A 24,484-nucleotide genomic window follows, 5' to 3' on the forward strand; every position below is an offset into this window, starting at 1 on the left:
ACCCCTAATACGCCTGCTCTTGCGCCCGCGCCCAGCGCTGCAAGCGATTGATGACAAAGATCACCAGGAAGGACACCAAAAGCATGACCACGGCGATCGCGGTCGCGTCGGCGTAACGAAATTCCGACAGGCGGATCACGATCAGCAACGGCGCGATCTCCGACACGTTCGGCAGGTTGCCGGCGATGAAGATCACCGAGCCGTACTCTCCGACAGCGCGCGCGAATGCGAGCGCGAAGCCCGTGAGCAGCGCCGGAAAAAGGCTTGGCAGAACCACCCGCCACACCGTCTGCCACCGGCTGGCGCCGAGGCTGGCGGCGGCTTCCTCGATCTCGGGATCGAGATCGATCAGCACCGGCTGCACCGTGCGCACCACGAAGGGAATCCCGATAAACACCATCGCGAGAAAAATGCCGAGCGGCGTATACGAGACCTTGATGCCGAGTTCGGCCAGCGGCGCGCCCAGCCAGCCGTTCTGCGCGAACAGCGTCGTCAGGGCAATGCCGGCCACCGCTGTCGGCAATGCGAAAGGCACGTCGACGATTGCATCGAAGATGCGACGGCCGGGGAACCGGTAGCGCACCAGCGCCCAGACGATGATGCTGCCCATCACCAGATTGACCAGCGCGGCAAGAAACGCCAGTCCGAATGAAATCTTCAGCGCGTTCAGCGTTCGCCGGCTGGTGATGATGTCAACGAACTGGGCAAGGTCCAGTTCAAATGACTTGAGAAACAATCCAGCAAGAGGGATCAGAACAATGATCGAAAGCCAGGTCAGCGTCAGCCCCATGGTGAGGCCGAATCCCGGCAAAGTCCGTCGTCGTCCCGCTCCTCCTTTCACGTCGTCCCGCTCCGCCCCGTTGAAGTTAAATCAATCCTTGTAGATCTGATCGAAGATGCCGCCCTCGCTGAAATGCACCTTCTGCGCCTTGGTCCAGCCGCCAAATACCTCGTCGATCCTGAACAGTTCGACCTTGGGGAACGCATCGACATACTTCTTGATGAGTCCCGGGTTGGTCGGCCGGTAATAGTTTCGCGCAGCGATATCCTGCGCTTCCTCCGTATACCAATATTTCAGATACGCCTCGGCGGCGGCGCGCGTTCCCTTCTTGTCCACCACTTTGTCGACGACGGCAACCGGCGGCTCCGCCAGAATGGAGATCGAGGGAGCCACGATCTCGAACTTGTCTTTTCCGAATTCCTTGAGCGCCAGAAAGGCTTCGTTCTCCCACGCAAGCAGCACATCGCCGACACCGCGCTCGACGAAGGTGACGGTGGAGCCGCGCGCACCGGTATCGAGCACGGGAACGTGGCTGTAGATATCGGCCACGAACTGCCTCGCTTTATCCTCGCCGCCCCACTTCTTCAGCGCATAACCCCATGCCGCGAGATAGTTCCAGCGCGCACCGCCGGAGGTCTTTGGATTCGGCGTAATGACGTTGACGCCGGGCCTGACCAGATCGTCCCAATCCTTGATGCCTTTGGGATTGCCCGTACGCACCAGGAAGACGATCGTTGACGTATAGGGAGATGAGTTCTCCGGCAACCGGGCCTGCCAGTCCTTCGCCAGCAGACCGTGATCCGCCGCCGCATCGATGTCATAGGCGAGCGCGAGGGTCACCACATCGGCCTGCAAACCGTCGATCACCGAGCGCGCCTGTTTTCCGGAGCCGCCGTGAGACTGCCTGATCTCGATGCTCTTGCCGGTTTCTTTTTGATAATGCGCGGCAAACGCCCTGTTGAAATCAACATACAGCTCTCGAGTGGGATCGTAGGAGACATTCAGCAACGACACATCGGCCGCGCAGGCAGAACCGGCCCAGATCAATCCGGCCAAAACCATTAAGATTCGACGAAGCATTCCAATCTCCATAAGGCCCGCTCAAGCGACGACCGTCAGCGCCAAAGCCCGTGAATGAACCTCGTCAAAGGACATGCTTAAGTCAACGGAACGGCGTTTCAATGTTTGCGGCGGCGCAGAGTCATTCCCCTACGGAATCTTCATCGTGTGAATGCCGCATTCCGTCTTGGCTCTGCCGCGCCAGCGGCCGGCCCGCGCATCCTCGCCGGCCTGTCCGCGGCTGGTGCACGGCATGCATCCGACGGAGCGGAAACCGGATGCCACCAACGGATGCGGCGGCAGCTTCGCCGACGCATAGATCGCCTCGATATCCTCGCGCGAGGCGTTCGCGAAGGGATTGAACTTGAGCCGAGCCCCGTCATCCTCGACCATCGGGAGGTCGGCGCGCAGCCCACCCTGAAACCGCTTGCGGCCGTTGATCCATGCATCGAACGGCTGAAGCGCGCGCGCAAGCGGCTCCACTTTCCGGATCCGGCAGCAGGCATCCGGATCGGAAAACCACAACTCCCGATCGGGATCCTCCCGTTTCAACGCGTCCTCGGACGGCGGAATGGAGCGAACATCCTTCAGGCCGAGCGCGGCGATCAACGTGTCGCGATAGGTCAGCGTCTCCTCGAACAGCCATCCGGTATCGAGGAAGATGACCGGAATGGCGGGATCGACATCCGCCATCACCTTGAGCAGCGCCGCCGACTCGGTGCCGAATGACGAGACCAGCGCCAGCCTGTCGCGACCGACCGCGCGCAACGCCGCACTGATCACCTCCGCAGGCGAAGCGTCGCGCAAGGACTCGTTCAGCGCGGCCGCGGCAGGCCATGCAGAGGGCTCCGCCGCTGCGGCGGATTGCGCCGCCCCGTCATCAGGGACGACACTGTTTTCTTCGAACGGGGATGTCATTCTGCGGCCATCTGAAGTGTCTGGAGGAAGGAGTTCGGGTTGCGCCATTGCGCGGAGTGCGACACCACGTCACCGATCACAAGGATGGCGGGGCCGCCCTCGACGTCGCGAACCAGCGCAGGAAGATGATCCAGCATGCCGACAACGGTTTTGGCGTCGGGACGGGTGGCGCGGGCGAACACGCCGACCGGGGTCTGCGGCGAGCGCCCGGCCGCCAGCAGTCCGTCGCGGATCGCCGGCGCCGCCGTGATTCCCATATAGACCACGACGGTCATCTTGCGATCGGTCAACGCCGACCAGTCGACGTTCGAGGCATCGTGGGCCTTGTGCGCGGTCAGGAAGGTGACGCGCAGCGCTTCATGGCGGTAGGTGAGCGGCACGCCGGATTCCGCAGCCGCGCCAAGCGCGGCCGTAATTCCCGGAATAACCGAACAGGCGACACCGGCCTCTCGCAGCGCCTCCGCCTCTTCGCCGCCGCGGCCGAAAATGAAGGGATCGCCGCCCTTGAGCCGGACGGCGCACCGGCCGGATCTGGCGGCATCGATCAGCAGCCGGTTGATGGCGTCCTGCCCGATGCCGGGCTTGCCGACGCGGCGGCCCACCGGCACACGCACCGCGTCGCGGCGGGCGCGATCGAGGATCTCCGGCGTGATCAGTTCGTCATAGAATATGACGTCGGCGTCCTGCAGCGCCCGCAGCGCCTTGACGGTGAGCAGGTCCGGATCGCCGGGGCCCCCGCCGACCAGCGTAACGCGCCCTTCGATATCGCCCGGAACGGACGCGCCCGCATAAGCGGACGGATCGACGATCGCTTTTAATAAGCCTTCGGCCTCATCGGCGCGGCCGGCAAGAACCGCCTCGCCGATCGGGCCGTCGATCACGCGCTCCCAGAAACGACGACGCAGCGGAAGGTCGGGAATGTGGTCATGAATCGTTCTGCGCCAGCGCCCGATCATGGCCGCGAGGTCGCCAATTCGCGCCGGCAGGACCGCTTCGATGCGTTCGCGAACACGCCGCGCCACCACCGGCGACGCGCCGCCGGTGCCGATCGCCGCCACCACGTCGCCGCGATCCACGATCGCAGGAACGATGAAGCTCGAACGCGCGGGATCATCCATCACATTGACGGGCACGCCGGCCGCCAGCGCGCGCGCCGCGACGCCTTCACCGATCTCTCCGGCGCCCGCGCAGAACACCGCGACGATGCCGCCGAGATCCGCGTTTCGCGGATCGGATTGCTCTCGCTCGATCCGCGAAGCCGCGGCCGCGTCAAGACCGGGAACCGCGAAGTCGCCATCGGTCGCGTGCCAGCGCACCCGCGCTTCCGCCGCAAGCAGCAGGCGCAACCTGGCCCGAACCGGGTCGCCCGCCCCGACGAGAAGGATCGGGCCGCAACGGGTATCGAGAAAGATCGGGAGGAATTTCATGTGGCATTCATCTAGCGTTTTCTATACCCATGAGCAGGGTTGACTGAAATTATTTTCTATTTATGTATCTGACAAGGTCACAGAATAGAAAATTATTTCTTCTATCTAGAGACCAAAGTATAGAATTTCTTGCTGCGAAAGACTGCCCGGGGAGATACATCTTCTCAACCCCGACATCCGTAATTCTGGCTGCCGCTGGACTCCCAACCGCCCAGCGGCATGGCTGTCGACTGTGAACGACGCGAACGAAGTTAAGGAGCAGGCCATGCCGCCTGGAATGGACCACCTCGATGCGCTTGAAGCGCAGAGCATCTATATTTTCCGGGAAGCGTTTGCCCGCTTGAAGAAGCTCGCGCTGCTGTGGTCGCTGGGCAAGGATTCCAACGTGATGATCTGGCTGGCGCGCAAGGCCTTCTTCGGCCGGGTGCCGTTCCCGGCGCTGCATGTGGACACTCAGAAGAAATTCCCCGAGATGTACGCGTTTCGCGATCACTACTCCAAGGAGTGGGATCTCGACCTCAAGGTTGATTATTGCCCGCCGGTGGAAGCGATCGATCCGACCCTGCCGCCCGCCGCGCGCTCCGCGGCGCGCAAGACCGAGGGGTTGAAACTTGCTTTGAACAAATATGGCTTCGACGGGCTGATTGCCGGCATCCGCCGCGACGAGGAAGCGACCCGCGCCAAGGAACGGGTGTTTTCGCCGCGCGGCCTTGAGGGCGGATGGGATGTGCGCGACCAGCCTCCCGAATTCTGGGACCAGTTCAACGCCTCGCCGCCTCCCGGCGCTCATTTGCGCATCCATCCGATCCTGCACTGGACCGAGGCGGATATCTGGGCCTACACCAAGCGCGAAAATATCCCGATCATTCCGCTCTATCTGGCGAAGGATGGCAAACGCTATCGTTCGCTCGGCGACGCCGACATCACCTTTCCCGTTCCTTCGACCGCATCGACCATCGACGAGATTCTGATCGAACTCGAAGGCACCAAGATTCCCGAACGCGCCGGACGCGCCCTCGACCACGAGACCGAGGACGCTTTCGAACGGCTCCGCGTCGCCGGCTATCTCTGATCCGAATCGTCTGAATCGAACGAGCGCTTTTCCCATGAACGTGATCGCATCCAACCTCGCGTCGAACGCTGCCCTCGCGACGCCCAACGGCACGACCCGCCCCCAGGTCAGCATCGTCATCGTCGGCCACGTCGATCACGGCAAGTCGACGCTGGTCGGACGGCTGCTGCACGAGACCGGCAGCCTGCCCGACGGCAAGCTGGAGATGCTGAAAGCGGTCAGCGCCCGGCGCGGCATGCCGTTCGAATGGTCGTTCCTGCTGGACGCCCTGCAAACCGAGCGCGATCAGGGCATCACCATCGACACCACGCAGATCCGCTTCCGTACGCGCTCGCGCGACGTGGTGCTGATCGACGCGCCCGGCCATGCCGAGTTCCTGCGCAACATGATCACCGGCGCGGCTCAGGCCGACGGCGCCGTGCTCATCATCGACGCGCTGGAAGGCGTGCGCGACCAGACCCGGCGGCACGGCTACCTGCTGCATCTGCTCGGCGTCAAACAGGTCGCCGTGGTCGTCAACAAGATGGACCGGGTCGATTTCAGCGCGGAGCGCTTCGGCGCCATCCGGGACGAGATTTCCGCGCACCTGACCGGCCTCGGCCTCGCGCCGACAGCCGTCATTCCGATCTCGGCGCGCGATGGCGACGGCGTCGCCGAACGAACCCCGAAGATCGACTGGTACGACGGTCCGGTTGTCGTCGAAGCCATCGATGCGCTGCAACCGGCGCGGCCGCTCGACGAACTGGCGCTGCGCCTGCCCGTTCAGGCGATCTACAAGTTCGATGATCGCCGGATCGTGGCCGGGCGCATCGAGTCGGGCGGTCTGACCGCGGGCGACGAGATCGTCATCATGCCGGCCGGAAAGATCGCAAAAATCCGCAGCGTCGAAGGCTGGCCTTCCAGTCCGGCGGGCGCGCAAGGCGCGGGCCGCTCGGTCGGCATCACGCTCGACCGCGAACTGTTCGTCGAGCGCGGGGATGTCATTGCCCATGTCGGATCGGCCCCGCGCGACACCCGCAGGATTCGGGCGCGCATCTTCTGGCTGCACGAACAGCCGCTCGCGGCGGGCGCATCCATCCTGCTGCGGCTTGGCAACAAGGAAACGCGGGCTGTCGTCGTCGCCATCGAGAAAGCCGTGGATCCCGGCGAACTTTCGAGCGCGGAGACCAAGGCGATCGCGCGCAATCACGTCGGTGAAATCGACATCTCGCTGTCGCAGCCGCTCGCCGCCGACCCGTATGTCGAGAACCCCCGCACCGGCCGCCTGGTCATCGAGGTCAATGGCCGTATCGCCGGCGGCGGACTCGTGCTCAGCGTCGACGCCGGACAGCGCGCGGTTCCGGTCGACATCGTGCCGGTGGAATCGGCGCTGCGGCCGGACGAGCGTTCCGCCCGCTATCGTCACAACGGCGCCGTGGTCTGGCTGACGGGGCTGCCGGGCTCCGGCAAATCGACGCTGGCCCGCGCGCTGGAACGAAAACTGTTCAGCGACGGCGGCTCGCCGATCCTGCTCGACGGCGACACGCTGCGCGCCGGACTGAACGGCGACCTCGGTTTCTCGCCGGAGGACCGCGCCGAGAACATCCGCCGGCTCGCGGAGATCGCCACGCATCTCGCACGCAATGGTCATGTCGCGATCGTCGCCGCGGTCTCCCCGTCACGCGAGGATCGCGCCGCGGCGCGGCGCATCGCCGACGACACCTTCCGCGAGATCTATGTCGCAACGCCGGCCGACGTTTGCGAGCGCCGCGATCCCAAGGGACACTATGCGAAGGCGCGCGCTGGCGTCCTGCACGGCTTCACCGGCATCGGAAACGACTACCAGCCGCCCGAATCGGTGGAACTGACGATCGATACCTCGTCCTGCAAGGTCAGCGATGCGGCCGATCAGATCGAGCGGATGTTGATCGAAACTGGCGTTCTGTTCGACGAGGTGACGGATATCGCCGCCAACATCTGAGCGTGCGAACACCGGAACCACCGCAGCGAACCATTTGCGGCGGTGGTTGGGCTTGTCATCGTTCGATGCGACGGGCTTCTCACGGAGCCGGCTTTGGCGCAAGATGACGGTCAAGGGCCGCGCTTGGGCCGCCCGACATTGAAACAGCGCATGGTCGCGCTTCCCGCGAGAAGCCGCCGACATGATCCGAATCGACGCCCACGGACTGAAGATCGCGCCCGTCCTGTTCGATTTTATCGCCGGGGAAGCCACGCTCCGGACCGGCATCAAACCCGATGCGTTCTGGGCCGGACTAGCAGCGATCGTGCGCGATCTCGGACCGAGAAACCGCGAATTGCTCGCGGTGCGCAACAGGTTGCAGGCCAGGATCGACGACTGGCATCGCACGCATAAAGACACGCCGTTCGACATCAACGCCTACACGGCGTTCCTGACCGGGATCGGCTATCTGGAGCCGGAACCGGAGACGCGGCAGGTCGAGACCGCCAATGTCGATGACGAGATCGGGAAAACCTGCGGCCCGCAACTGGTGGTGCCGCTGACCAACGCCCGCTATGCGCTGAACGCCGCCAACGCGCGCTGGGGCAGCCTTTACGATGCGCTGTACGGCACCGATGCCATCGCACGCGAGGCCGGCGAGACCGAAGGCTATGACAGGGCGCGCGGCGACAAGGTGATCGCGAGAGCAAAGGCCTTCCTCGACACGGCGGTTCCGCTCGCGAACGGCGCTCATGCCGACGTCGCAGGCTACAGCGTGTTCGACGGACACCTCTCGGTCAAACTCAAGAACGGCGACACCACCGCTCTGAAAGCGGAAACGCAGTTCGCGGGCTATCAGGGTGATGCGAACGCTCCGTCCGCGATCCTGCTTGTTAATCACGGTCTGCACATCGACATCCGGATCGACCGCGCCCACCCCATCGGCAGGGATGATCCCGCCGGCGTCGCCGACGTGATCATCGAGGCGGCCGTCAGCACGATTCTCGACATGGAGGACAGCGTCGCCGCCGTCGATGCCGACGACAAGGTTCTGGTGTATCGCAACACGCTCGGCCTGATGAACGGCACCCTCACCGACACTTTCGAGAAGGGCGGCAAGACCGTCATCCGCGCCCTCAATCCCGACCGCATCTATACCGCGCCGGACGACGGGCGACTCACGCTGCACGGACGCAGCCTGCTTTTGATCCGCAACGTCGGCCACCACATGACCACCGACGCGGTGCTCGACCAGCACGGCGCCGAGATTCCCGAGGGTCTGCTCGATGCAGCCGTCTCGGGCCTGCTCGCGATTCACGACATCAACGGGGTTTCGAAAAGGCGGAACAGCCGCAGCGGTTCGCTCTACCTGGTCAAGCCGAAGATGCACGGCCCCGACGAGGTCGCGCTGACCTGCGAACTGTTCGCCCGTGTCGAGGCGATGCTCGGACTACGGGAGAACACGCTCAAGATCGGCATCATGGACGAGGAACGCCGCACCACGGTCAACCTCAAGGCCTGCATCCAGACCGCATCGAAACGCGTCTGCTTCATCAATACAGGCTTCCTCGACCGCACCGGCGACGAGATCCACACCTCGATGGAAGCCGGTCCGATGGTCCGCAAAGGCGAAATGAAGGCGCAACCATGGATCAAGGCCTATGAGGACTGGAATGTCGACATCGGCCTGATCGACGGCCTGCCCGGCCGCGCCCAGATCGGCAAAGGCATGTGGGCCGCGCCCGACCGGATGGCGGACATGCTGTCGCAGAAAATCAGCCACCCGCAAGCGGGCGCCTCCACCGCATGGGTGCCGTCGCCGACCGCGGCGACGCTGCACGCCTTGCACTACCACCAGATCGACGTGCTAAAGCGGCAGCAGGAACTGAAGGCCAGCGGGCGGCGCGCCAGGCTGTCCGATCTTCTCACGATCCCGGTGTCTCATTCGAACTGGCCGCCCGAAGACGTGAAGCAGGAGATCGACAACAACTGTCAGGGTATTCTCGGCTATGTGGTGCGCTGGATCGATCAGGGCGTCGGCTGCTCGAAGGTGCCTGATATCCACGATGTCGGCCTGATGGAGGATCGCGCCACGCTACGGATTTCCAGTCAGCATCTGGCGAACTGGCTGCATCATGGCGTCGTTACCCGCGATCAGGTGATGGACTCGCTCAGGCGCATGGCCGTCATCGTGGACGAACAGAACGCGGGCGATCCGCTCTACAGGCCGATGGCGCCGGACTTTGACAGCGTGGCTTTCAAGGCGGCCTGTGACCTGGTGTTCAGGGGCCGCGAGCAGCCGAACGGCTATACCGAATACATCCTGACCGAGAGGCGGCGCGAGGCCAAGCTTAGGGCCCAGAGCCTTTTCGCTTCTGATGGAATCAGAAGCGACGCTTTATAATCTTAATTTGACGCGTTTTCTTCACGCTCCCCGGTATCCGCTTCGCTCGAAAACGCTATAGGCGGCTAGAGCATGATCCGTTCAAGTTGAATCGGACCATGCTCTAGAAATTATTGTCTGGTCGCATTTTCTTGCGGCGAACCGGTATCCACTTCGCCGGAAAATGCTCTAGCTGATGGTTCGGTGGTGCTTGGCAATGCCACGGCGCAGGCGCGAGCACCAGCGCCGCAGGCCATCCGTTCAGAACATCGGAACAAATCTCAACGCCGAAGCAACGCCGATCACGATGGCGGCAACGCGAGCGATCTGTTTGCCGCGGATATCGAGCGGCGCGACGCTGATGAAATACAGGACCAGAACAACGATGAAAAACGTAATCAGGACGCTGATAAGCATTTCGGCTTCCTCACATTGACAGCGGAAATAGAGAAAGCGCCCTTACGAGATTTGGCGCGCGAGCCAATCGCTGGCAAAGTTTGAAAGTTCCTAAGCAAAAGCCCCGCGCGACCGGTCGCGGGATGAGGAGAAGGTGTTGCGGTTTTGCAGCCCTGCCCCCGCTTCGTGCAGGCATGCCGGTGCGGAACTTTAAGCCCGACTGCACGTTGGGTAGAGCGTTTTCAAGCGAAGCGGACACCGGTTCGCGTGAAGAAAACACGTCAAACTAAAATCAGAGAGCACGCTTCTGATTTTGTCAGAAACGAAAAGGCTCTAGCGTATTTCTCAAGTTTTCAGGAGCGTTGGATGGCGAGCGACGGCGAGAATGCGATCAAGAACCTGACCGACAAGGCGACCTACGACCGGCTCGAGAAAGACCTGTCGGCCGTGAAGAACGAAATCTCCGCGCTTGCCGACCAGGTCTCGGACGCGCTGAGTGGGTTGACCGGCACAGCCAGGAAGCAGGCCCGTCGCGGATACCGGCAGGCGAAGGCGAACGTCGATTCCGTTCTGTCCGATGTCTCCGAACGCGGCAATGCGGCGCTTGACGCAGCTCAAAGCGCCGTAACGACCATCGAGGAAACCCTGGAGGACACTATCCAGCAGCGCCCGCTCGCCACGGTCGCTCTTGCGATGGGTCTCGGATTCCTGATCGGCGTCACCTGGCGCCGGTGACACTCCATCGCGTTTTCGAGCAACCTCCTCGCGTGAACAAACGCCTCAGAACGACGATCCTTCCTCGCTTCCGATTCGATCGGAAGCGAGGAAGGCTCCAGAGGTTTCTTACATTTTTCGGCGATCGACGGGGAGCGCGGCATCATGGTGCCGCATCCGGGCCAATCTCTATTCTCACAGTTCTTTATTTCCACGCATGCGGTTCAACAGATGACTTCGCTTCGGATGAGGCGCTTCGGGTGAGGCGGTAAATGTTTCAGCGGGCAATCGATGACCTCAAGGAAAGTGCCGGCAGCGCGGTGCAGCTGACGAGTCTGGCGCTGGTCGCGGCTTTCGCAGCTTTTGTTACGATCGTGTTCCTCTGCGCGGCCGCGTTCGTTTTCGTACTTCAAAACTACGGCCTGATCGAAGCGTGCCTGAGCGGAGCGGCGATCTTCTTTCTGATCACTCTCATTACAGTCGTCACTTTGTTGATCCGGCGTAAGGCTGCGAAGAAACGCGCGGCCCAGCACGCCAAAGCCGCAACGCAAAACTTTCTCGCCGATCCGATGGTGGTGGCGGCGGGACTTCAGCTCGTCCGCGCCGTCGGCGTCAAGAAGCTGATTCCGATCGTGGCGATCGGCGGTCTGGCGCTGGGATTGTTCGCGGGAGGCCGCAGCCGCAAGGAGGATTGAACTCCCCTTCCGAGGGCGATTCTCACGTCACACAGCGGCCGGGCTGGAGCCGCTTCGCTACATCCGTCAGCATGCTCACCACCGGTTCGCATGCGATCGTTCGCTTGACCCGCGCGGCGGGGGAGCGCTGCAAGCCCCGCTTCGCCCCGCGATCACGCGCTTCCTGACCCGAGTCCGGAAGCCGGAATACGATCGACATACTTGGCAGGCTTTGCAGGCGAACGGAAACAGTTCTGCCGCTGGCGTTTGGGGAGCGGACAACGCCGAGGTCCGACTTGACGGCTCGATGCACGGACGCGGCGGCTGCGTCATGGACGGCCACTTGATCACCCGACTCCAGATGCACGGCGCCCAATGACAGGGTCACCGCCAGCCCGGCAAGAAATCCCGTGGATACCTGCAACATCGTTCCAGTCGCCTCTATTCCTCAAGCCGCAGCGATTTCCGAAAGCCGCGCATCGCGCTCGCGGATCCGCCCTGCACCAACGCCGAGCGCGGAATATCGTTCACCGCTATCCTGAAAAACCACGCGAGCGGAACGCCAACAAGCGGACGCGCCGCCACGACGGCCAAACGTCCCTGACCTGCCTGCAGCGAGAATATTGCTGATAAAATCCGGCTCCGCGCGTTCTTGTCGCGGTGGCTGTCACGACGCGGCGGCGCGAGGCTCACGATTGCGCGAATTCCGCTGGAAGAACAGCGCCTGACTGGCGACCGCAGAAACCATGGCGGGCTGGAACGGCTTCGAGATAAGAAACGCCGGCTCCGGCCGCTCGCCCGTCAGGAAGCGCTCGGGATAGGCCGTGATGAACACAACGGGCACCTCGACCACGCGTAACAGCTCGTTGACCGCGTCCAAGCCGGAACTTCCGTCAGCGAGCTGAATATCCGCGAGAATCAGGCCGGGCTCCTTGGTCTTGGCTAGCGCGATCGCGTCAGCGTGGGTGCGGGCGACACCGATCACACGATGTCCAAGGTTCTTCACGAGGCTTTCAAGATCCATCGCGATGAACGTCTCATCCTCGATGATGAGCACGTCCGTTGCAATTTCCGCCGCCATCTCGCGGCCTGCGATACCGCTCAGCCTGCGTACTTCAGCGATATCGACCTCAAGAACGAATGCGGCCTCATCCTCCGAGAATCCTTCCAGCGACAGCAGCAGGAATGCCTGCCGCGGAAGCGGCGTTATATTCGTCAGCCGGCGTTCGGTGGGCGCCAGGGACGGCACCTCGTCGGTACCTTCGTTGACCGAGACTGAATTCCAGATCCGGGTAAACAGCCGAAACAGTCCCGCGCGCGCGCCATGCTGTTCATCGAGCAGCTTCGGATCCTGTAGCAGCGCCTCCAGCATGGCGCCCACATAAGCGTCACCGGACGCCTGGCTTCCCGTCAGGGCGCGGGCATAACGGCGCAAAAGCGGCAAATGCTCGGCAACGACCTGTGATCGAAACATACCCATCCATCCTTTTTGAGGTAGCTCATTGCTGGGGGAGCACTCACCGTCGGCGCAGCACGTCAAACGGTAAAATCCAGGCCCGCCATTCGCCAGTTTACGCCCGAGGACGACAAAAGTTCCCGCGCGCTGGAACTTTCACTCCGACATTGAATTAGGCTTCATACAAATTCCGTGATAGCGGCGCGAAGCACAGGAATTTCCAATATTTTCAATGTCTTGCAACTCGGGCGCGACTGTCATGAAAGATTCAAAACCACCGCTCGCCAAAGGCGGCCTCAACGCCGAGATTCAATCCCGGATCGGGCACCAGCTCCGCGCCATGTATGACGACGTCGTGAGGCAGGGCATCCCGGACCGGTTCGCCGAATTAATTCGAAAGCTCGATGCATCCGAACCCGGGACACCACAAGTAACCCCAAGGGGCGATCTCGACGTCAAAAATGACGGGAGGGACTAATGCCTCTCACAGATTCACTTCGCGACGAAATTCTGGCATCGGTGCCGAACCTGCGCGCTTTTGCGATCTCCCTGAGTGGAAATGGCGACCGAGCCGATGATCTCGTGCAGGAAACCCTTCTGCGCGCGCTTGCCAACATCGATTCGTTTCAGCCAGGCTCGAACCTTCCGGCATGGCTGTTCACGATCCTTCGCAACCTGTTCCGCTCCGACTACCGCAAGCGGCGGCGGGAGGTCGAGGATTCAGACGGCAACTATGCGAAAACGCTGAAATCGCAGCCAAGTCAGAATGCCCATCTGGAATTCGAGGAATTCCGGGCGGCGCTCGACAAACTCCCGCAGGACCAACGGGAGGCCCTGATCCTCGTGGGTGCTTCAGGGTTCTCCTACGAGGACGCGGCGAAGATCTGCGGATGCGCGGTCGGCACCATCAAGAGCCGGGTCAACCGCGCACGCTCCAAGCTGAGCGCCCTGCTGTATGTCGAGGGCACGGAGGATTTTGGTCCGGACGATACTGTCAGGGCCGTGATCGGCAACCGGTAGCTCGACAATCGAGGAGCCGCGCAGAACGCCCGCTTCTGATTCCGTCAGAAGCGGAAAGACGTCAGGTGCGCGAGATTCAATTGCGGTAGAGCGAAGCTCTGTTTGTTCTTTGATTGAGCGCGGCTTGTCCAAAAACTCGTTCGGCTTTGCGTCGGCGGGCCTTTTGAAGTGGGGCATCGTTGGGGGTATCGTGTGCTCAAGCTCCAGGCTTGAGCGGCGTGGAGATCTGCATCGTGCGATCTCTCTCGGTCAAATCCACCACGGTATCCATGGGAGCGGCAAGTTCGTAGACGTAGCTCACATCGGTGAAGTACCGCTTGGAAATCCCGCCCAGCGCTTCCGGCGCAACGCGGTCCAGAAGGATGATGCCGAAATCGCTATCCTCGCGCCGGGTCGCCGCGCTGGTATTGAATTCCTCCCATCGAAAGCGAAACAGCGCCTCCTCCCCCTCGCCCTCGACTTCCCAATTCACCACGATATGCGGATGCTTGCCGACCAGCGAAAGTCCTTCGTCCGAATGCGACGCCAGTTCGAAGAACAGCAATGAGAGGCTTTGGGCGGCCCGCGCGCTGACGGTGATATCAGGACCATGGATCGCGATGCGGTCGACGTGAGGGATGGCGCGGGCTTCGAACAGTCCCCTCATCTTGACGCCCTGCCACTGGCTCTCGCTGAGCAGCGAAACAACATTCGACATGGCATGGATCCGGCCGATCAGCAATTCGCGGGCGACTTCGATGTCGGAGCCGTGCCGCAGCGTACGCGTGACGATCGATTGAATCACGGCAAGAATATTTTTGACACGGTGATTGAGTTCATCGATGACGGCGGTCAACCGCCGCTCGAAACCGATCCGAACCTGAATTTCCCGGCTGAGCCGCAAGTTATTATAGGCAACATATCCGAACAGACCGCAAATGATGCTGGTCAGCGCAAGACCTATCGCGGCTACCACCGCGGCCAGTTTCTGCGCGCGATGGGTAGCATTGGTTTTCGGGTAGTAGCCCAGCGTCCAGTCCTTGCCGCCGAAGGCGACGGTCCGGAACACCCGCTGAACGGTATCCGCCATCGGTCCGGGACGCGAGGTGACATTGCCGTCGTCGTCGGCGACCAATTCCAGGGCCGGGTTGCGCGGATCTTTCAGCACGACGGAAAACAGCGACAGTTCGTCGTTCGTCAGCATCAGCGGCGCCAGCTTGTAGGAAAACGTAATGAATCCGGCCGCGGTCTCGCTATTCTCCTGAAACACCGGCGTTGCGATGACCAGCCCGATCGGCCCGTCCCCCTCCATCAGATTGAGCGGATCGGACACGACGGAAGTCCTGGTTTGTATCGCTCGGGCGAACATCGGCCCCAGGATCGGGTGCTGATCGAGCGAGCGACCTGGGAAAGCGGAGGTTTGCGCGTTCTGCGGTTCGACATCCATGATCACGTCGATCGGTTTGTCGAGCGACGACAGATCGCGCGAGGCGTCGTCAAAACTCCTGATCCGCAGATTTGGAAATCCTGCCGCAGCCAGGGCATCACGAGCCTGCGGAAATTCACCGGACTCAAGGCGCGCGACCCAGGCGGCAAGGACGAAATCGGTCTCAAAGGCATAGATGGAGGCGCGCAACGGGTGGAGCATGTTGGCCTGCGTCGCCGAGGGGGACCGAAACAGCCCCGAGGCGACCCGCGCCAAAAGCTCTCGCTGGATGAGACGCTCCTGAACCAGGCTGGCATGAACATCGATCGCGCGCGACAGCGCAATCCTGTCGATCGCCAGTTCCTGATCATGAGCCCGCCACGCCGCAACACCGGAAAGCAGAATCCCGATGACGGCGACAAAGCCGATGACAAAACCCAGCCGAACCACGCGCCCTACCTGGAAATCACGAGAATAAAATCCTTCGCAACACTGGCCGGCCTTATCATGAACAGCAGCGCCCCGCCCTGACGATGCACCACATCAATCGTGCCGCGCCAGCCTGGTTCCCCGTCCCGCTACAAAAGCCGGAAACGATCGTTAACGGAGTCCAGCCAACCGATCTTTCGGCGCGCGCCGAAGAAGAATTCAGCCACGCGCACTGGTCTGCGACCCTGCGCCGCTCATCGCGGTTTCGAGCGAAGCGGATGACCTGTTCGCGTGGAGAAAACGCGTTAAATCAAGATTATAGAGCCTTGCTTCTGATTCCATCAGAAGCGAAAAAGACTCTGGCGCGGCAGGATCACGCCAGCAGCCGCGTATCGTCGTGCCCTGCCACGCGCACCGTCCGCACGACGCCCGGCGTGTCTCCCGCCATTGCAACCGGCACGAAATGCTCGGTGCGACCCTGTGTGCCGCTTTCGATCAGCACCCGGCGCATCGCGCCGACCTCCGCCGCAAGCCGCCGCCGCAGCGCGGCGCCCGCCGCCGCCCGCAACTGCCTGGCTCGATCCCTGACCACCTTGGCCGCGACCGGCGGCATCCGCGCGGCGGGCGTTCCCGGACGCGGCGAATAGGGAAAGACATGCAGGAAAGTGAGATCACATTCGGCAACGAGATCCAGCGACCGCGCGAACATGTCATCGGTCTCGGTGGGAAAGCCGGCGATGATGTCGGCGCCGAAGGCTACGTCCGGCCTCAGCTGCCGCACCCGCGCGCAAAAATCGATGGCATCGCGGCGCGCGTGCCGCCGCTTCATCCGCTTCAGGATCATGTCGTCCCCGGATTGCAGCGACAGATGCAAATGCGGCATCAGCCGCTCCTCGTTCGCGATCGCATCCATCAGCTCGCGATCCGCCTCGATCGAATCGATCGACGAGATGCGAAGCCGGCTCATCTCCGGCACCTGCCGCAGGATCTGCTTGACCAGCCCGCCCAGTCGCGGCCCGCCCGGAAGATCGGCGCCATAACTTGTGAGATCGACACCGGTCAGCACGATCTCGGCATAACCGGCTTCAGTGAGCACGCGAACCTGATCGACCACCGCGTCCATCGGCACCGAGCGCGAGTTGCCGCGTCCGAACGGGATGATGCAGAAGGTGCAGCGATGATCACAGCCGTTCTGCACCTGAACAAACCCGCGCGGCAGGCCGCCCTGAAAGCCATCGACGAGATGCGGCGCCATCTCGGTCACCGTCATGATGTCTGCGACCGCTATTTTCTTCTCCGCCACGATCGCCACATCCGGCGCAGCGAAAGCGGCCCGCGCGGCGCGCCACGCTTCGCCCCGCATCTTGTCATCGTTGCCGATCACGCGATCGACCTCGGCCATCCGCGCAAACATCGCCGGCTCGATCTGCGCGGCGCATCCGGTGACGACGATGCGCGCATCGGGCCGCTCGCGTTTCAAGCGGCGGATCGATTGCCGCGCCTGCGCCACCGCCTCATTGGTCACGGCGCAGCTGTTGACGATGACGACATCCTCAAGGCCGGCAGCTTCCGCATTGCGACGGATGATTTCGGATTCGAAGGCATTGAGCCGGCAGCCAAAGGTGGCGACACTCACTCGGGGCCAACGGTGACAATCACGCCCCTCACCCGGCCGAAGCTGCGCTTCGTCCGCCCTCTCTCCGTCTGACGGGGAGAGGGAAGAGGGCGCGCGCGCGACAGCGATCAAGCCCGAGGGTGAGGGGCCGTTTGCCATTTCGTTCAGGTTGTCGTTTCGGATACAAATAAAGCCGGATCGAAGGTGCCCTCATACTCGAATAGGGCCGGACCGGTCATCAGCACATGATCGTCACGCTCGCGCCATTCGATGGTCAGGCTGCCGCCGGGAAGCGTCATATGGACGATGCGCTCGGCCCGCTTGAGCCGCGCCGCCGCCACTGCGGTCGCGCAGGCCGCCGAGCCGCAAGCCCTGGTCAGGCCCGCGCCCCGCTCCCACGTCCGCATCGTGATGTGATCGCGATCAACGATATGCGCCAGCGTGATGTTGGCGCGCTCGGGAAACACCGGATGATTTTCCAGCAGCGGCCCGAAACGGGCGAGATCGTAGGCATTGATGTCGTCGACCCAGAAGATCGCGTGGGGATTGCCCATGCTGACAACGGACGGCGAATGCAGCACCGGATCGTCGATCGGCCCGACCTGGAGTTCGATATAGCGAGTATCGCGGAATTCCTCGGCCAGCGGAATATCCCTCCAGCCGAACTTCGGCGATCCCATGTCAACGCCGTAAAGACCGGGCGCGGAGTCCCGCCAGCAGTTCAAAAGCCCGGCGCGCGTCTCGAAGGTCAGCGCGGTCTTGTCTGTCGCCTCGAAGATCCGGCGCGCGACGCAGCGCATGCCGTTGCCGCACGCATTGGCTTCCGAACCATCGTTATTGTAGATTCGAACGAAGGCTTCGGTGCCCGGAGTCCGCGGAGGCTGCAGAACCATCAACTGATCATAGGGAACGCCGCCAGGCGAGGCGACAGCACGCGCTTCCCCGGCCGTGATCGCGGCGGGGCTGTCGCGAAGATCGACAACGACGATCTCGTTGCCGATGCCGTTCATCTTGCTGAAAGCGTGATTTGCGAGCACACTCATCGGTTCCAGTTTCCGGATCAGCCCCCGGCTCCATCTCCGCCGCGTTATATGGTGACGCACGGTTGTTGACCAGCGCCAGAGCTCTACCCGCGACCAATTCACGTAAGTTCGCCGCAAGCGCCCCATGCCCGCCACGATGCGGCATGACATATCCATCCTGTTCTGTCATGGGACGAACGCCAGAGTCGCGTATTCAGCACCTTACATCCCTCCACCTGTACCAGCGGCCAAGGACCGGGTCTCGCGGACATCGGTCAGCACGACCAGGGAGACCCTCCTCGATGAACCGCCTTCGCTTCCTTTTACCTCTCGGGACAACCGCCATTCCGGCGGTCTTGCTGCTGGGGCTCTCTGCCTTGCTGGCCGAGACGCCGCCCGCGGCGCCTCCCGGCGCGACGGCGCCCGCTGCCGAGGCTCCTCCAGCCGCACCGGCCCCGCCTGGAACGACCGCCCCCGCCACGCCGACTCCGCCTCCGGCCGAGGTGCAGACACCGGCAAACCCGACCGCGGAAGCCCCGAAGCCGCCGGCGACCGCGCCCGTGCAAACGGCCGACCCTTTCGGCGAGGAACACACCCTGACCCCGAAGACCGTCCTGTCACTGCGGAACACCGCCACCTGGAACACCGCCTTCGAAACGCTGATCGATTCATTCAAGTCGCTCGCGGCCCTGCTGGACAAGCGGGGCGTCAAGCCCGCCGGCAACATGATGATCGTCTATACCTCGACAGACGATAATGGCTTCTCTTTCCTAGCGGAGATCCCGGTCGATCAGGAGATCAAGGACCTGCCCAAGAACATGAGCATGGGCAAATCACCGGAGGGCAAGGCGCTGAAGTTCGTGCATCGCGGCTCTTATGACAACATGGACAACACCTATGAGGCGATCACGAACACCCTGGACGACAGGAAGCTTGAAGCCAAGGATACTTTCATCGAGGAATACACGACCGATCCCCTGAAGACCGAGGAAGACAACCTGGTCATCGATGTCTATGTCCCGCTGAAATGAGAACCGTCATGCAGAACCGGATCCCGCTCACCATCGCCGCCGCTACCATCACCGCCCTGATCCCGCTGGCCGCGCAAGCCGATGGGCCGCCGCCGATGATCTCGATAACCGGCGAGGCCACGATCTCCACGCCGCCGGACCTTGCCCAGATCGAAGCAGGCGTCACCACCGACGCCAAGACGGCGCGCGAAGCGTCCGACGCCAACAATGCCGCCATGAGCAAGGTGCTGGCCGCGCTGAAAAGCGCCGGCATCGCCGAAAAGGACTATCAGACGTCGCGTCTATCGCTGCAGCCGCAATATACCAATCCAAATCGCTCAGGCCCCAGCGTCCTCTCCGGCTACCGCGCCACCAACCGCGTCACCATCAAGTTGCGCGACATCAGCAAGATCGCCGGCGTGATCGATGCGGTCACCGCCGCCGGCGCCAACGACATCGGCGGCATCAGTTTCGCGGTCTCCAACGCATCGAAGCTGCTCGACGACGCGCGCGCCGAGGCTGTCGTGGACGCACGCCGCAAGGCGGAGATCTATGCCAAGGCCGCGGGCGTCTCGCTCGGCATGCCGCTCAACATTTCGGAGCACGGGAGTTCGGCGCCGGTGATGTATCGCCGCGCCGCGATGCCGATGGCCGCGGAGGCCGCCATCGCGCCCGGCGAGGAAACGCTTCGCGTGACGGTTGGCGTTTCCTGGGAGATCAAGCGCGCGCCATAAAGCGCGGCCTGATCAGAAAGCACGGCCCGCCGATCGGCTTGACTCGGGCGGGCCGGTGCCTGTAAATCCGCCGGAATTCTCGGAAAGACTCTATCTTTTCGACCCGCCGACCGGCCGCAGGGGCCGGAGGTCAACGCCCGACAGCGCTGTGCGCCCTCGGGCGCAAACGTGTTTTGGACTACCTTATAGCGCCGCGTGGCCAGCCACGAGGCGCTAACCACTCCCTCTCCCCATGGGGAGAGGGTCGGGGTGAGGGGTTTCGGCCTCTCGATCGAGCGCCCCCTCACCCGGACGGCTACGCCGTCCGACCTCTCCCCGCCGGGGAGAGGTAAAGATAAAGGAAGCGGCATGTTCGACAATCTGTCGGAACGGCTCGGCGGCATTCTCGATCGGCTGACGCGGCGCGGCGCGCTGACGGAAGCCGATGTCGATGCGGCCATGCGCGAGGTTCGCCGGGCGCTGCTGGAGGCCGACGTCTCGCTCGACGTGGTGCGCGGTTTTACCGACAAGGTCCGCGAACAGGCGATCGGCGCGACCGTCGTCAAATCGGTGACGCCGGGCCAGATGGTGGTGAAGATCGTTCATGATGAACTGATCGCCACGCTCGGCTCCGACGGCCAGACCATCGACCTCAACGCCGTGCCGCCGGTCATCATCATGATGGTCGGCCTGCAGGGCTCGGGCAAGACCACCACGACCGCGAAACTGGCGCGGCGGCTGACCGAGCGGGACAAACGCAAGGTGCTGATGGCCTCGCTCGACATCTATCGTCCGGCGGCGATGGAGCAGCTCGCGGTGCTCGGACGCGATCTGGACATCAAGACGCTGCCGATCGTCGCGGGACAGAAACCGGAGCAGATCGCGCGCCGCGCGCTGGAGGCCGGCAAGCTCGGCGGCTACGACGTGGTGCTGCTCGACACCGCTGGCCGCACCACGCTCGACGAAGACATGATGTCGGAGGCTGCGAACATCAAAACCGCCGCCCATCCGCATGAAGTGCTGCTGGTCGCGGATTCGCTGACCGGCCAGGACGCGGTCAATCTCGCGCGTTCATTCGACGAGCGCGTCGGCCTCACCGGCATCGTGCTGACCCGCGTTGACGGCGACGGCCGCGGCGGCGCGGCGCTGTCGATGCGTCAGGTCACCGGCAAGCCGATCAAGCTGATCGGCACCGGCGAAAAGACCGACGCGCTGGAGGATTTCCACCCCTCCCGTATCGCCGGCCGCATCCTCGGCATGGGCGACGTGGTCTCGCTGGTCGAAAAGGCCTCCGCCAATATCGACGCCGAAAAAGCCGCGCGCACCACCGAAAGGATGCGCAAGGGCCAGTTCGACCTCAACGACCTGCGCGAGCAGTTGCTGCAGATGTCCAAAATGGGCGGCATCTCCGGCCTGATGGGCATGATGCCCGGCGTCTCCAAGATGAAAAACCAGATCGCCGCGGCCGGTCTCGACGACAGGATCATCAAGCGTCAGGTCGCGGTGATCGACTCGATGACGCGGCAGGAGCGCAAGCATCCCGAAATCCTGAAAGCCAGCCGCAAGCGGCGCATCGCCGCCGGCGCCGGCCAGAAGGTGGAGGAGATCAACAAGCTCCTGAAGATGCACCGCAGCATGGCCGACATGATGAAGATGATGGGCGCCGGCAAGCGCGGCCCTCTCGCCGGCATCGCGCAAGCCATGGGTTTCGGCGGCGGCATGCCCAGCGCCGAGCAGATGAAGGCGCTCGCGGACAAAATGCCGAAAGGCGCCGACGGCCTGCCGCAATTGCCCAAGGATTTGCCCGCCGGATTGCGCGGCGGCCTGCCGAATCTTCCCGGCCTCACCGGACTGACGGGCAAACCGACGCTGCCAGGTCTTGGTAAGCCCGGCCTCGGCTTTCCCCGGAAGAAGAAATGAAACGAACAGCCTCACGCATCTAGCCGCTGCTTTAACGACACAACGAACTCATCAGACAGACTCAAGAAGGAGAACCTTATGCCCGTCGTGATCCGCCTCGCCCGTGCCGGCACCAAGAAGCGCCCGGTCTACCATGTCGTCGCCGCTGATTCCCGCTATCCGCGCGACGGCCGTTTCATCGAGCGGCTCGGCCACTTCAATCCCTTGATGCCGAAGGACAATGCCGACCGGCTCAAGCTCGACCTCGACAAGGTCAAGGCCTGGCTCGCCAAGGGCGCGCAGCCGTCGGACCGCGTCGCCCGTTTCCTCGACGCCGCCGGCGTCAAGAAGCGCGCGCCGCGCAACAACCCGGAGAAGGCGGTGCCGCGCAAGGAACGCAAGGCGCAGGCCGAAGCCGCCGCGAAGTCCTGAGGCTGAAAGACACGAGTGGCTCCACGCAAACCATCCGATGGCTCGCCCGGATCACCCTCTCCCCTTGCGGGAGAGAGTGATGAGCGACGGCGTGAGCCGGATGAGGAGATTCCATCCTCATCCGCTGGAGCCCGCTCACCCGCCCTCGCAAAACTCGGGCACCCTCTCCCACAAGGGGAGAGGGAAAGAAAAGTCTGCGTCGCCCGGATTGGCGCCGCGCATGGCCTGCGCGGCGAGGTGCGGCTGTGGACGTTCACCGAAGACCCGATGTCGGTAACGCGATACGGTCCGCTCTCGACAAGGGATGGCGCGCGGCGGCTCGAAGTGTCGCAAGCGCGCGGTGCCGGGGATCACCTCATCGCGGCGCTCACCGGCGTGACCACGCGCGAGCAGGCCGAGCGGCTCAATGGCACGGAGCTCTACGTCGCGCGTGACAAGCTGCCCGAGACGGACGAAGGCGAATTCTACCACGCCGACCTGATCGGTCTCGCCGCCGTTGATGCGGCGGGCACGGCAATCGGAACGGTCGCCGCCATCCATAATTTCGGCGCTGGCGACATCATCGAGATCGCGCCGCCGCGCGGTCCGACCCTGATGCTGCCGTTCACCGGCGCCGTGGTGCCGACCGTGGACATCGCAGGCGGACGCGTGGTGATCGAGACGCCCGAGGAAATCGATGGCGAGGAGCCAGACCTCGGCTGACAAACCCGTGCGATACTTTCGTTATGCGCCGGACGAGCCCGACCATGACCTTCCTGAGTTACCGGCTTGGTGCCCATCGATGACCTGGCGCGCGACCGTTCTGACCTTGTTTCCCGACATGTTTCCGGGGCCGCTCGGCATCAGCCTCGCCGGAAAGGCGCTGGCGGCACGCTTATGGGCGATGGACATCCGCGATATCCGGAACTCCGCCACCGACCGCCACCGCAGCGTCGATGACACCCCGGCCGGCGGCGGTCCGGGCATGGTGCTGCGCGCCGACGTGCTGGCCAGGGCCATCGATGCCGCCGAGACGCCTCCGGGCACACCGCGCCTCCTGATGAGTCCGCGCGGTCGGCCATTGACCCAGTCGCGGGTGGCGGAGTTTGCCGCCGGTCCCGGACCGCTGATCGTCTGCGGGCGCTTTGAGGGGGTCGACCAGCGCGTCATCGACGCTCGCGGGCTCGAGGAAATCTCGATCGGAGATTATGTGCTGTCGGGGGGTGAAATCGCGGCGATGGCGCTGATCGACGGCTGCGTCCGGCTTCTGCCGGGCGTGATGGGCAAGGCGGAATCGGGCGAGGATGAAAGCTTCTCGCACGGGCTTCTGGAATATCCCCAATACACGCGCCCGCAGGAATTCGAGGGCCGGATGATCCCGGACATTCTGCTGTCCGGCGACCACGCCAGGGTGGCCGGCTGGCGGAGGGCCGAGGCGGAAGCCCTGACGCAGGCGCGCCGTCCGGACCTGTGGGCGGCGAGGGCCACGCAAAATCCGCCGGGAGGCAAGACAAACGGGTGACAACGCGGCGGCTTTGACGTATAGGGAGCCCAAATCCGCGCAGCGAGCATTTTCAGCCAAAGTGGAATCCGGTTCGCCGCTGGAAAATTCTCTACTTAACTGAGTTGCGCGTATTCATTCCGCAGAATCGGTATCCCTTTTGCGGAATGCGCGCCACTGGACAGATGAATTCCGCGCAGCCCCCTCAAACGGCCGGGCGCGCCGCCGATGGAGATTGCAATGAACATCATTCAGCAGCTCGAAAAAGAGCAGTTCGACAAGCTGTCGGCGACCAAGACCATCCCCGAATTCGGCCCTGGCGACACCGTGATCGTCAACGTCAAGGTGGTGGAAGGCGAGCGAACCCGCGTGCAGGCCTATGAAGGCGTCTGCATCGGCCGCTCCGGCGGAGGGCTCAACGAGAGCTTCACGGTTCGCAAGATTTCCTACGGCGAGGGCGTCGAGCGCGTGTTTCCCCTGCTCTCCCCGATGATCGATTCGATCAAGGTGGTGCGCCGCGGCAAGGTACGCCGCGCCAAGCTTTATTATCTGCGCAAGTTGCGCGGCAAGTCGGCCCGCATCGTCGAAAAGCAGGACAGGCCGGACAAGAAGGCCGCGACCAACTGAGCGATCGCCGCCC

24 protein-coding genes are annotated in these 24,484 nt (G+C 63.2%); 15 read left to right on the forward strand and 9 right to left on the reverse strand.

From position 1 onward, the window contains the following. Positions 1–4 precede the first annotated feature (4 nt). The 4 genes from cysT to cysG form a co-directional block, all read right to left on the reverse strand. Entirely contained in the window at positions 5–790 is a 786-nt protein-coding gene (gene cysT / locus ACMYR2_RS16435) for a sulfate ABC transporter permease subunit CysT (RefSeq protein ID WP_416194118.1), read from the reverse strand. An 81-nt stretch (positions 791–871) separates the two neighbouring features. Further along, a complete protein-coding gene (locus ACMYR2_RS16440) occupies positions 872–1,861 on the reverse strand; it encodes a sulfate ABC transporter substrate-binding protein (RefSeq protein WP_347263795.1) in 990 nt (329 codons plus the stop codon). A gap of 129 nt (positions 1,862–1,990) precedes the next feature. Further along, a complete protein-coding gene (locus ACMYR2_RS16445) occupies positions 1,991–2,758 on the reverse strand; it encodes a phosphoadenylyl-sulfate reductase (protein ID WP_347263794.1) in 768 nt (255 codons plus the stop codon). Beyond that, positions 2,755–4,185 (reverse strand): siroheme synthase CysG, encoded by a 1,431-nt coding sequence (cysG, locus tag ACMYR2_RS16450; RefSeq protein WP_347263793.1) that lies wholly within the window; start codon positions 4,183–4,185, stop codon positions 2,755–2,757. Before cysG ends, ACMYR2_RS16445 begins: the two co-directional genes overlap by 4 nt. Positions 4,186–4,462: 277 nt before the next feature. Between cysG and cysD the strand changes: the two genes are divergently transcribed. The 6 genes from cysD to ACMYR2_RS16480 all read left to right on the forward strand — a co-directional run bounded on the left by cysD (position 4,463) and on the right by ACMYR2_RS16480 (position 11,384). Then, positions 4,463–5,257: a sulfate adenylyltransferase subunit CysD gene (gene cysD / locus ACMYR2_RS16455; protein ID WP_347263805.1), complete on the forward strand. Its 795-nt coding sequence runs from the start codon at positions 4,463–4,465 to the stop codon at positions 5,255–5,257. 34 nt (positions 5,258–5,291) lie between these two features. Then, a complete protein-coding gene (gene cysC, locus ACMYR2_RS16460) occupies positions 5,292–7,217 on the forward strand; it encodes an adenylyl-sulfate kinase (protein WP_347263792.1) in 1,926 nt (641 codons plus the stop codon). A 181-nt stretch (positions 7,218–7,398) separates the two neighbouring features. Then, positions 7,399–9,600 (forward strand): malate synthase G, encoded by a 2,202-nt coding sequence (locus tag ACMYR2_RS16465; protein WP_347263791.1) that lies wholly within the window; start codon positions 7,399–7,401, stop codon positions 9,598–9,600. A gap of 186 nt (positions 9,601–9,786) precedes the next feature. Beyond that, positions 9,787–10,080: a hypothetical protein gene (locus tag ACMYR2_RS16470; protein ID WP_347263807.1), complete on the forward strand. Its 294-nt coding sequence runs from the start codon at positions 9,787–9,789 to the stop codon at positions 10,078–10,080. A gap of 261 nt (positions 10,081–10,341) precedes the next feature. After that, the gene (locus tag ACMYR2_RS16475; protein ID WP_011315965.1) at positions 10,342–10,710 is read left to right on the forward strand and encodes a DUF883 family protein; all 369 of its coding nucleotides are present in this window, start codon (positions 10,342–10,344) and stop codon (positions 10,708–10,710) included. A gap of 251 nt (positions 10,711–10,961) precedes the next feature. Further along, positions 10,962–11,384, forward strand: coding sequence for a hypothetical protein (locus tag ACMYR2_RS16480; protein ID WP_347263790.1), 423 nt, complete (start codon positions 10,962–10,964; stop codon positions 11,382–11,384). A 22-nt stretch (positions 11,385–11,406) separates the two neighbouring features. Here ACMYR2_RS16480 and ACMYR2_RS16485 read toward each other — a convergent pair whose 3' ends face one another. Both ACMYR2_RS16485 and ACMYR2_RS16490 read right to left on the reverse strand, forming a co-directional pair. Next, positions 11,407–11,790: a hypothetical protein gene (locus tag ACMYR2_RS16485; protein WP_347263789.1), complete on the reverse strand. Its 384-nt coding sequence runs from the start codon at positions 11,788–11,790 to the stop codon at positions 11,407–11,409. A 240-nt stretch (positions 11,791–12,030) separates the two neighbouring features. After that, positions 12,031–12,837 (reverse strand): response regulator, encoded by an 807-nt coding sequence (locus tag ACMYR2_RS16490; protein WP_347263788.1) that lies wholly within the window; start codon positions 12,835–12,837, stop codon positions 12,031–12,033. 241 nt (positions 12,838–13,078) lie between these two features. Here ACMYR2_RS16490 and ACMYR2_RS16495 point away from each other — a divergent pair, with 241 nt between their 5' ends. Together ACMYR2_RS16495 and ACMYR2_RS16500 are read left to right on the forward strand one after the other, a co-directional pair. Then, positions 13,079–13,297, forward strand: coding sequence for a NepR family anti-sigma factor (locus ACMYR2_RS16495; protein ID WP_011315970.1), 219 nt, complete (start codon positions 13,079–13,081; stop codon positions 13,295–13,297). Further along, complete coding sequence (locus ACMYR2_RS16500; RefSeq protein ID WP_011315971.1) at positions 13,297–13,839, forward strand: sigma-70 family RNA polymerase sigma factor; 543 nt, start codon at positions 13,297–13,299, stop codon at positions 13,837–13,839. The genes ACMYR2_RS16495 and ACMYR2_RS16500 overlap by 1 nt, the downstream gene beginning before the upstream one ends. 196 nt (positions 13,840–14,035) lie before the next feature. On the opposite strand, the gene ACMYR2_RS16505 is transcribed toward ACMYR2_RS16500, so the two are convergent. From ACMYR2_RS16505 to dapF, 3 genes are all read right to left on the reverse strand, one after another. Further along, entirely contained in the window at positions 14,036–15,694 is a 1,659-nt protein-coding gene (locus ACMYR2_RS16505) for an HWE histidine kinase domain-containing protein (RefSeq protein ID WP_416193304.1), read from the reverse strand. A 352-nt stretch (positions 15,695–16,046) separates the two neighbouring features. Continuing rightward, positions 16,047–17,309, reverse strand: coding sequence for a tRNA (N(6)-L-threonylcarbamoyladenosine(37)-C(2))-methylthiotransferase MtaB (gene mtaB, locus ACMYR2_RS16510; RefSeq protein WP_416193305.1), 1,263 nt, complete (start codon positions 17,307–17,309; stop codon positions 16,047–16,049). Positions 17,310–17,452: 143 nt separating this feature from the next. After that, positions 17,453–18,331, reverse strand: coding sequence for a diaminopimelate epimerase (gene dapF, locus ACMYR2_RS16515; RefSeq protein ID WP_347265124.1), 879 nt, complete (start codon positions 18,329–18,331; stop codon positions 17,453–17,455). A gap of 281 nt (positions 18,332–18,612) precedes the next feature. Between dapF and ACMYR2_RS16520 the strand changes: the two genes are divergently transcribed. From ACMYR2_RS16520 to rplS, 7 genes are all read left to right on the forward strand, one after another. Then, positions 18,613–19,341, forward strand: a complete 729-nt coding sequence (locus ACMYR2_RS16520; RefSeq protein WP_347265123.1) for a GyrI-like domain-containing protein — start codon at positions 18,613–18,615, stop codon at positions 19,339–19,341. After that, positions 19,338–20,054: an SIMPL domain-containing protein gene (locus tag ACMYR2_RS16525; RefSeq protein WP_347265122.1), complete on the forward strand. Its 717-nt coding sequence runs from the start codon at positions 19,338–19,340 to the stop codon at positions 20,052–20,054. The genes ACMYR2_RS16520 and ACMYR2_RS16525 overlap by 4 nt, the downstream gene beginning before the upstream one ends. A 348-nt stretch (positions 20,055–20,402) precedes the next feature. Continuing rightward, a complete protein-coding gene (gene ffh, locus ACMYR2_RS16530; protein ID WP_347265121.1) occupies positions 20,403–21,953 on the forward strand; it encodes a signal recognition particle protein in 1,551 nt (516 codons plus the stop codon). Between the two features lie 78 nt (positions 21,954–22,031). Then, entirely contained in the window at positions 22,032–22,364 is a 333-nt protein-coding gene (gene rpsP, locus ACMYR2_RS16535) for a 30S ribosomal protein S16 (protein ID WP_347265120.1), read from the forward strand. A gap of 207 nt (positions 22,365–22,571) precedes the next feature. Then, a complete protein-coding gene (rimM, locus tag ACMYR2_RS16540) occupies positions 22,572–23,066 on the forward strand; it encodes a ribosome maturation factor RimM (protein ID WP_416194119.1) in 495 nt (164 codons plus the stop codon). Between the two features lie 79 nt (positions 23,067–23,145). After that, on the forward strand, positions 23,146–23,865 hold the full coding sequence (gene trmD, locus ACMYR2_RS16545) for a tRNA (guanosine(37)-N1)-methyltransferase TrmD (protein ID WP_347265119.1): 720 nt from the start codon (positions 23,146–23,148) through the stop codon (positions 23,863–23,865). Between the two features lie 219 nt (positions 23,866–24,084). Next, positions 24,085–24,471 (forward strand): 50S ribosomal protein L19, encoded by a 387-nt coding sequence (gene rplS, locus ACMYR2_RS16550; protein WP_416193306.1) that lies wholly within the window; start codon positions 24,085–24,087, stop codon positions 24,469–24,471. The last annotated feature ends 13 nt before the right edge of the window (positions 24,472–24,484 follow it).

The organism is Nitrobacter sp. TKz-YC01 (assembly GCF_047824785.1).
GTDB lineage: Bacteria > Pseudomonadota > Alphaproteobacteria > Rhizobiales > Xanthobacteraceae > Nitrobacter.

Excerpts from the sequence above, each read along its gene's own strand:
- ACMYR2_RS16475 (WP_011315965.1), top strand. The coding sequence starts at position 10,342 with ATGGCGAGCGACGGCGAGAATGCGATCAAGAACCTGACCGACAAGGCG.
- ACMYR2_RS16480 (WP_347263790.1), top strand. The coding sequence starts at position 10,962 with ATGTTTCAGCGGGCAATCGATGACCTCAAGGAAAGTGCCGGCAGCGCG.
- rplS (WP_416193306.1), top strand. The coding sequence starts at position 24,085 with ATGAACATCATTCAGCAGCTCGAAAAAGAGCAGTTCGACAAGCTGTCG.
- ACMYR2_RS16520 (WP_347265123.1), top strand. The coding sequence starts at position 18,613 with ATGAACCGCCTTCGCTTCCTTTTACCTCTCGGGACAACCGCCATTCCG.
- cysG (WP_347263793.1), bottom strand. The coding sequence starts at position 4,185 with ATGAAATTCCTCCCGATCTTTCTCGATACCCGTTGCGGCCCGATCCTT.
- rpsP (WP_347265120.1), top strand. The coding sequence starts at position 22,032 with ATGCCCGTCGTGATCCGCCTCGCCCGTGCCGGCACCAAGAAGCGCCCG.
- ACMYR2_RS16440 (WP_347263795.1), bottom strand. The coding sequence starts at position 1,861 with ATGCTTCGTCGAATCTTAATGGTTTTGGCCGGATTGATCTGGGCCGGT.
- ACMYR2_RS16485 (WP_347263789.1), bottom strand. The coding sequence starts at position 11,790 with ATGTTGCAGGTATCCACGGGATTTCTTGCCGGGCTGGCGGTGACCCTG.
- ACMYR2_RS16525 (WP_347265122.1), top strand. The coding sequence starts at position 19,338 with ATGAGAACCGTCATGCAGAACCGGATCCCGCTCACCATCGCCGCCGCT.
- ACMYR2_RS16500 (WP_011315971.1), top strand. The coding sequence starts at position 13,297 with ATGCCTCTCACAGATTCACTTCGCGACGAAATTCTGGCATCGGTGCCG.
- dapF (WP_347265124.1), bottom strand. The coding sequence starts at position 18,331 with ATGAGTGTGCTCGCAAATCACGCTTTCAGCAAGATGAACGGCATCGGC.
- cysD (WP_347263805.1), top strand. The coding sequence starts at position 4,463 with ATGGACCACCTCGATGCGCTTGAAGCGCAGAGCATCTATATTTTCCGG.
- cysT (WP_416194118.1), bottom strand. The coding sequence starts at position 790 with ATGGGGCTGACGCTGACCTGGCTTTCGATCATTGTTCTGATCCCTCTT.
- ACMYR2_RS16465 (WP_347263791.1), top strand. The coding sequence starts at position 7,399 with ATGATCCGAATCGACGCCCACGGACTGAAGATCGCGCCCGTCCTGTTC.
- ffh (WP_347265121.1), top strand. The coding sequence starts at position 20,403 with ATGTTCGACAATCTGTCGGAACGGCTCGGCGGCATTCTCGATCGGCTG.
- ACMYR2_RS16445 (WP_347263794.1), bottom strand. The coding sequence starts at position 2,758 with ATGACATCCCCGTTCGAAGAAAACAGTGTCGTCCCTGATGACGGGGCG.
- cysC (WP_347263792.1), top strand. The coding sequence starts at position 5,292 with ATGAACGTGATCGCATCCAACCTCGCGTCGAACGCTGCCCTCGCGACG.
- ACMYR2_RS16495 (WP_011315970.1), top strand. The coding sequence starts at position 13,079 with ATGAAAGATTCAAAACCACCGCTCGCCAAAGGCGGCCTCAACGCCGAG.
- trmD (WP_347265119.1), top strand. The coding sequence starts at position 23,146 with ATGACCTGGCGCGCGACCGTTCTGACCTTGTTTCCCGACATGTTTCCG.
- ACMYR2_RS16490 (WP_347263788.1), bottom strand. The coding sequence starts at position 12,837 with ATGTTTCGATCACAGGTCGTTGCCGAGCATTTGCCGCTTTTGCGCCGT.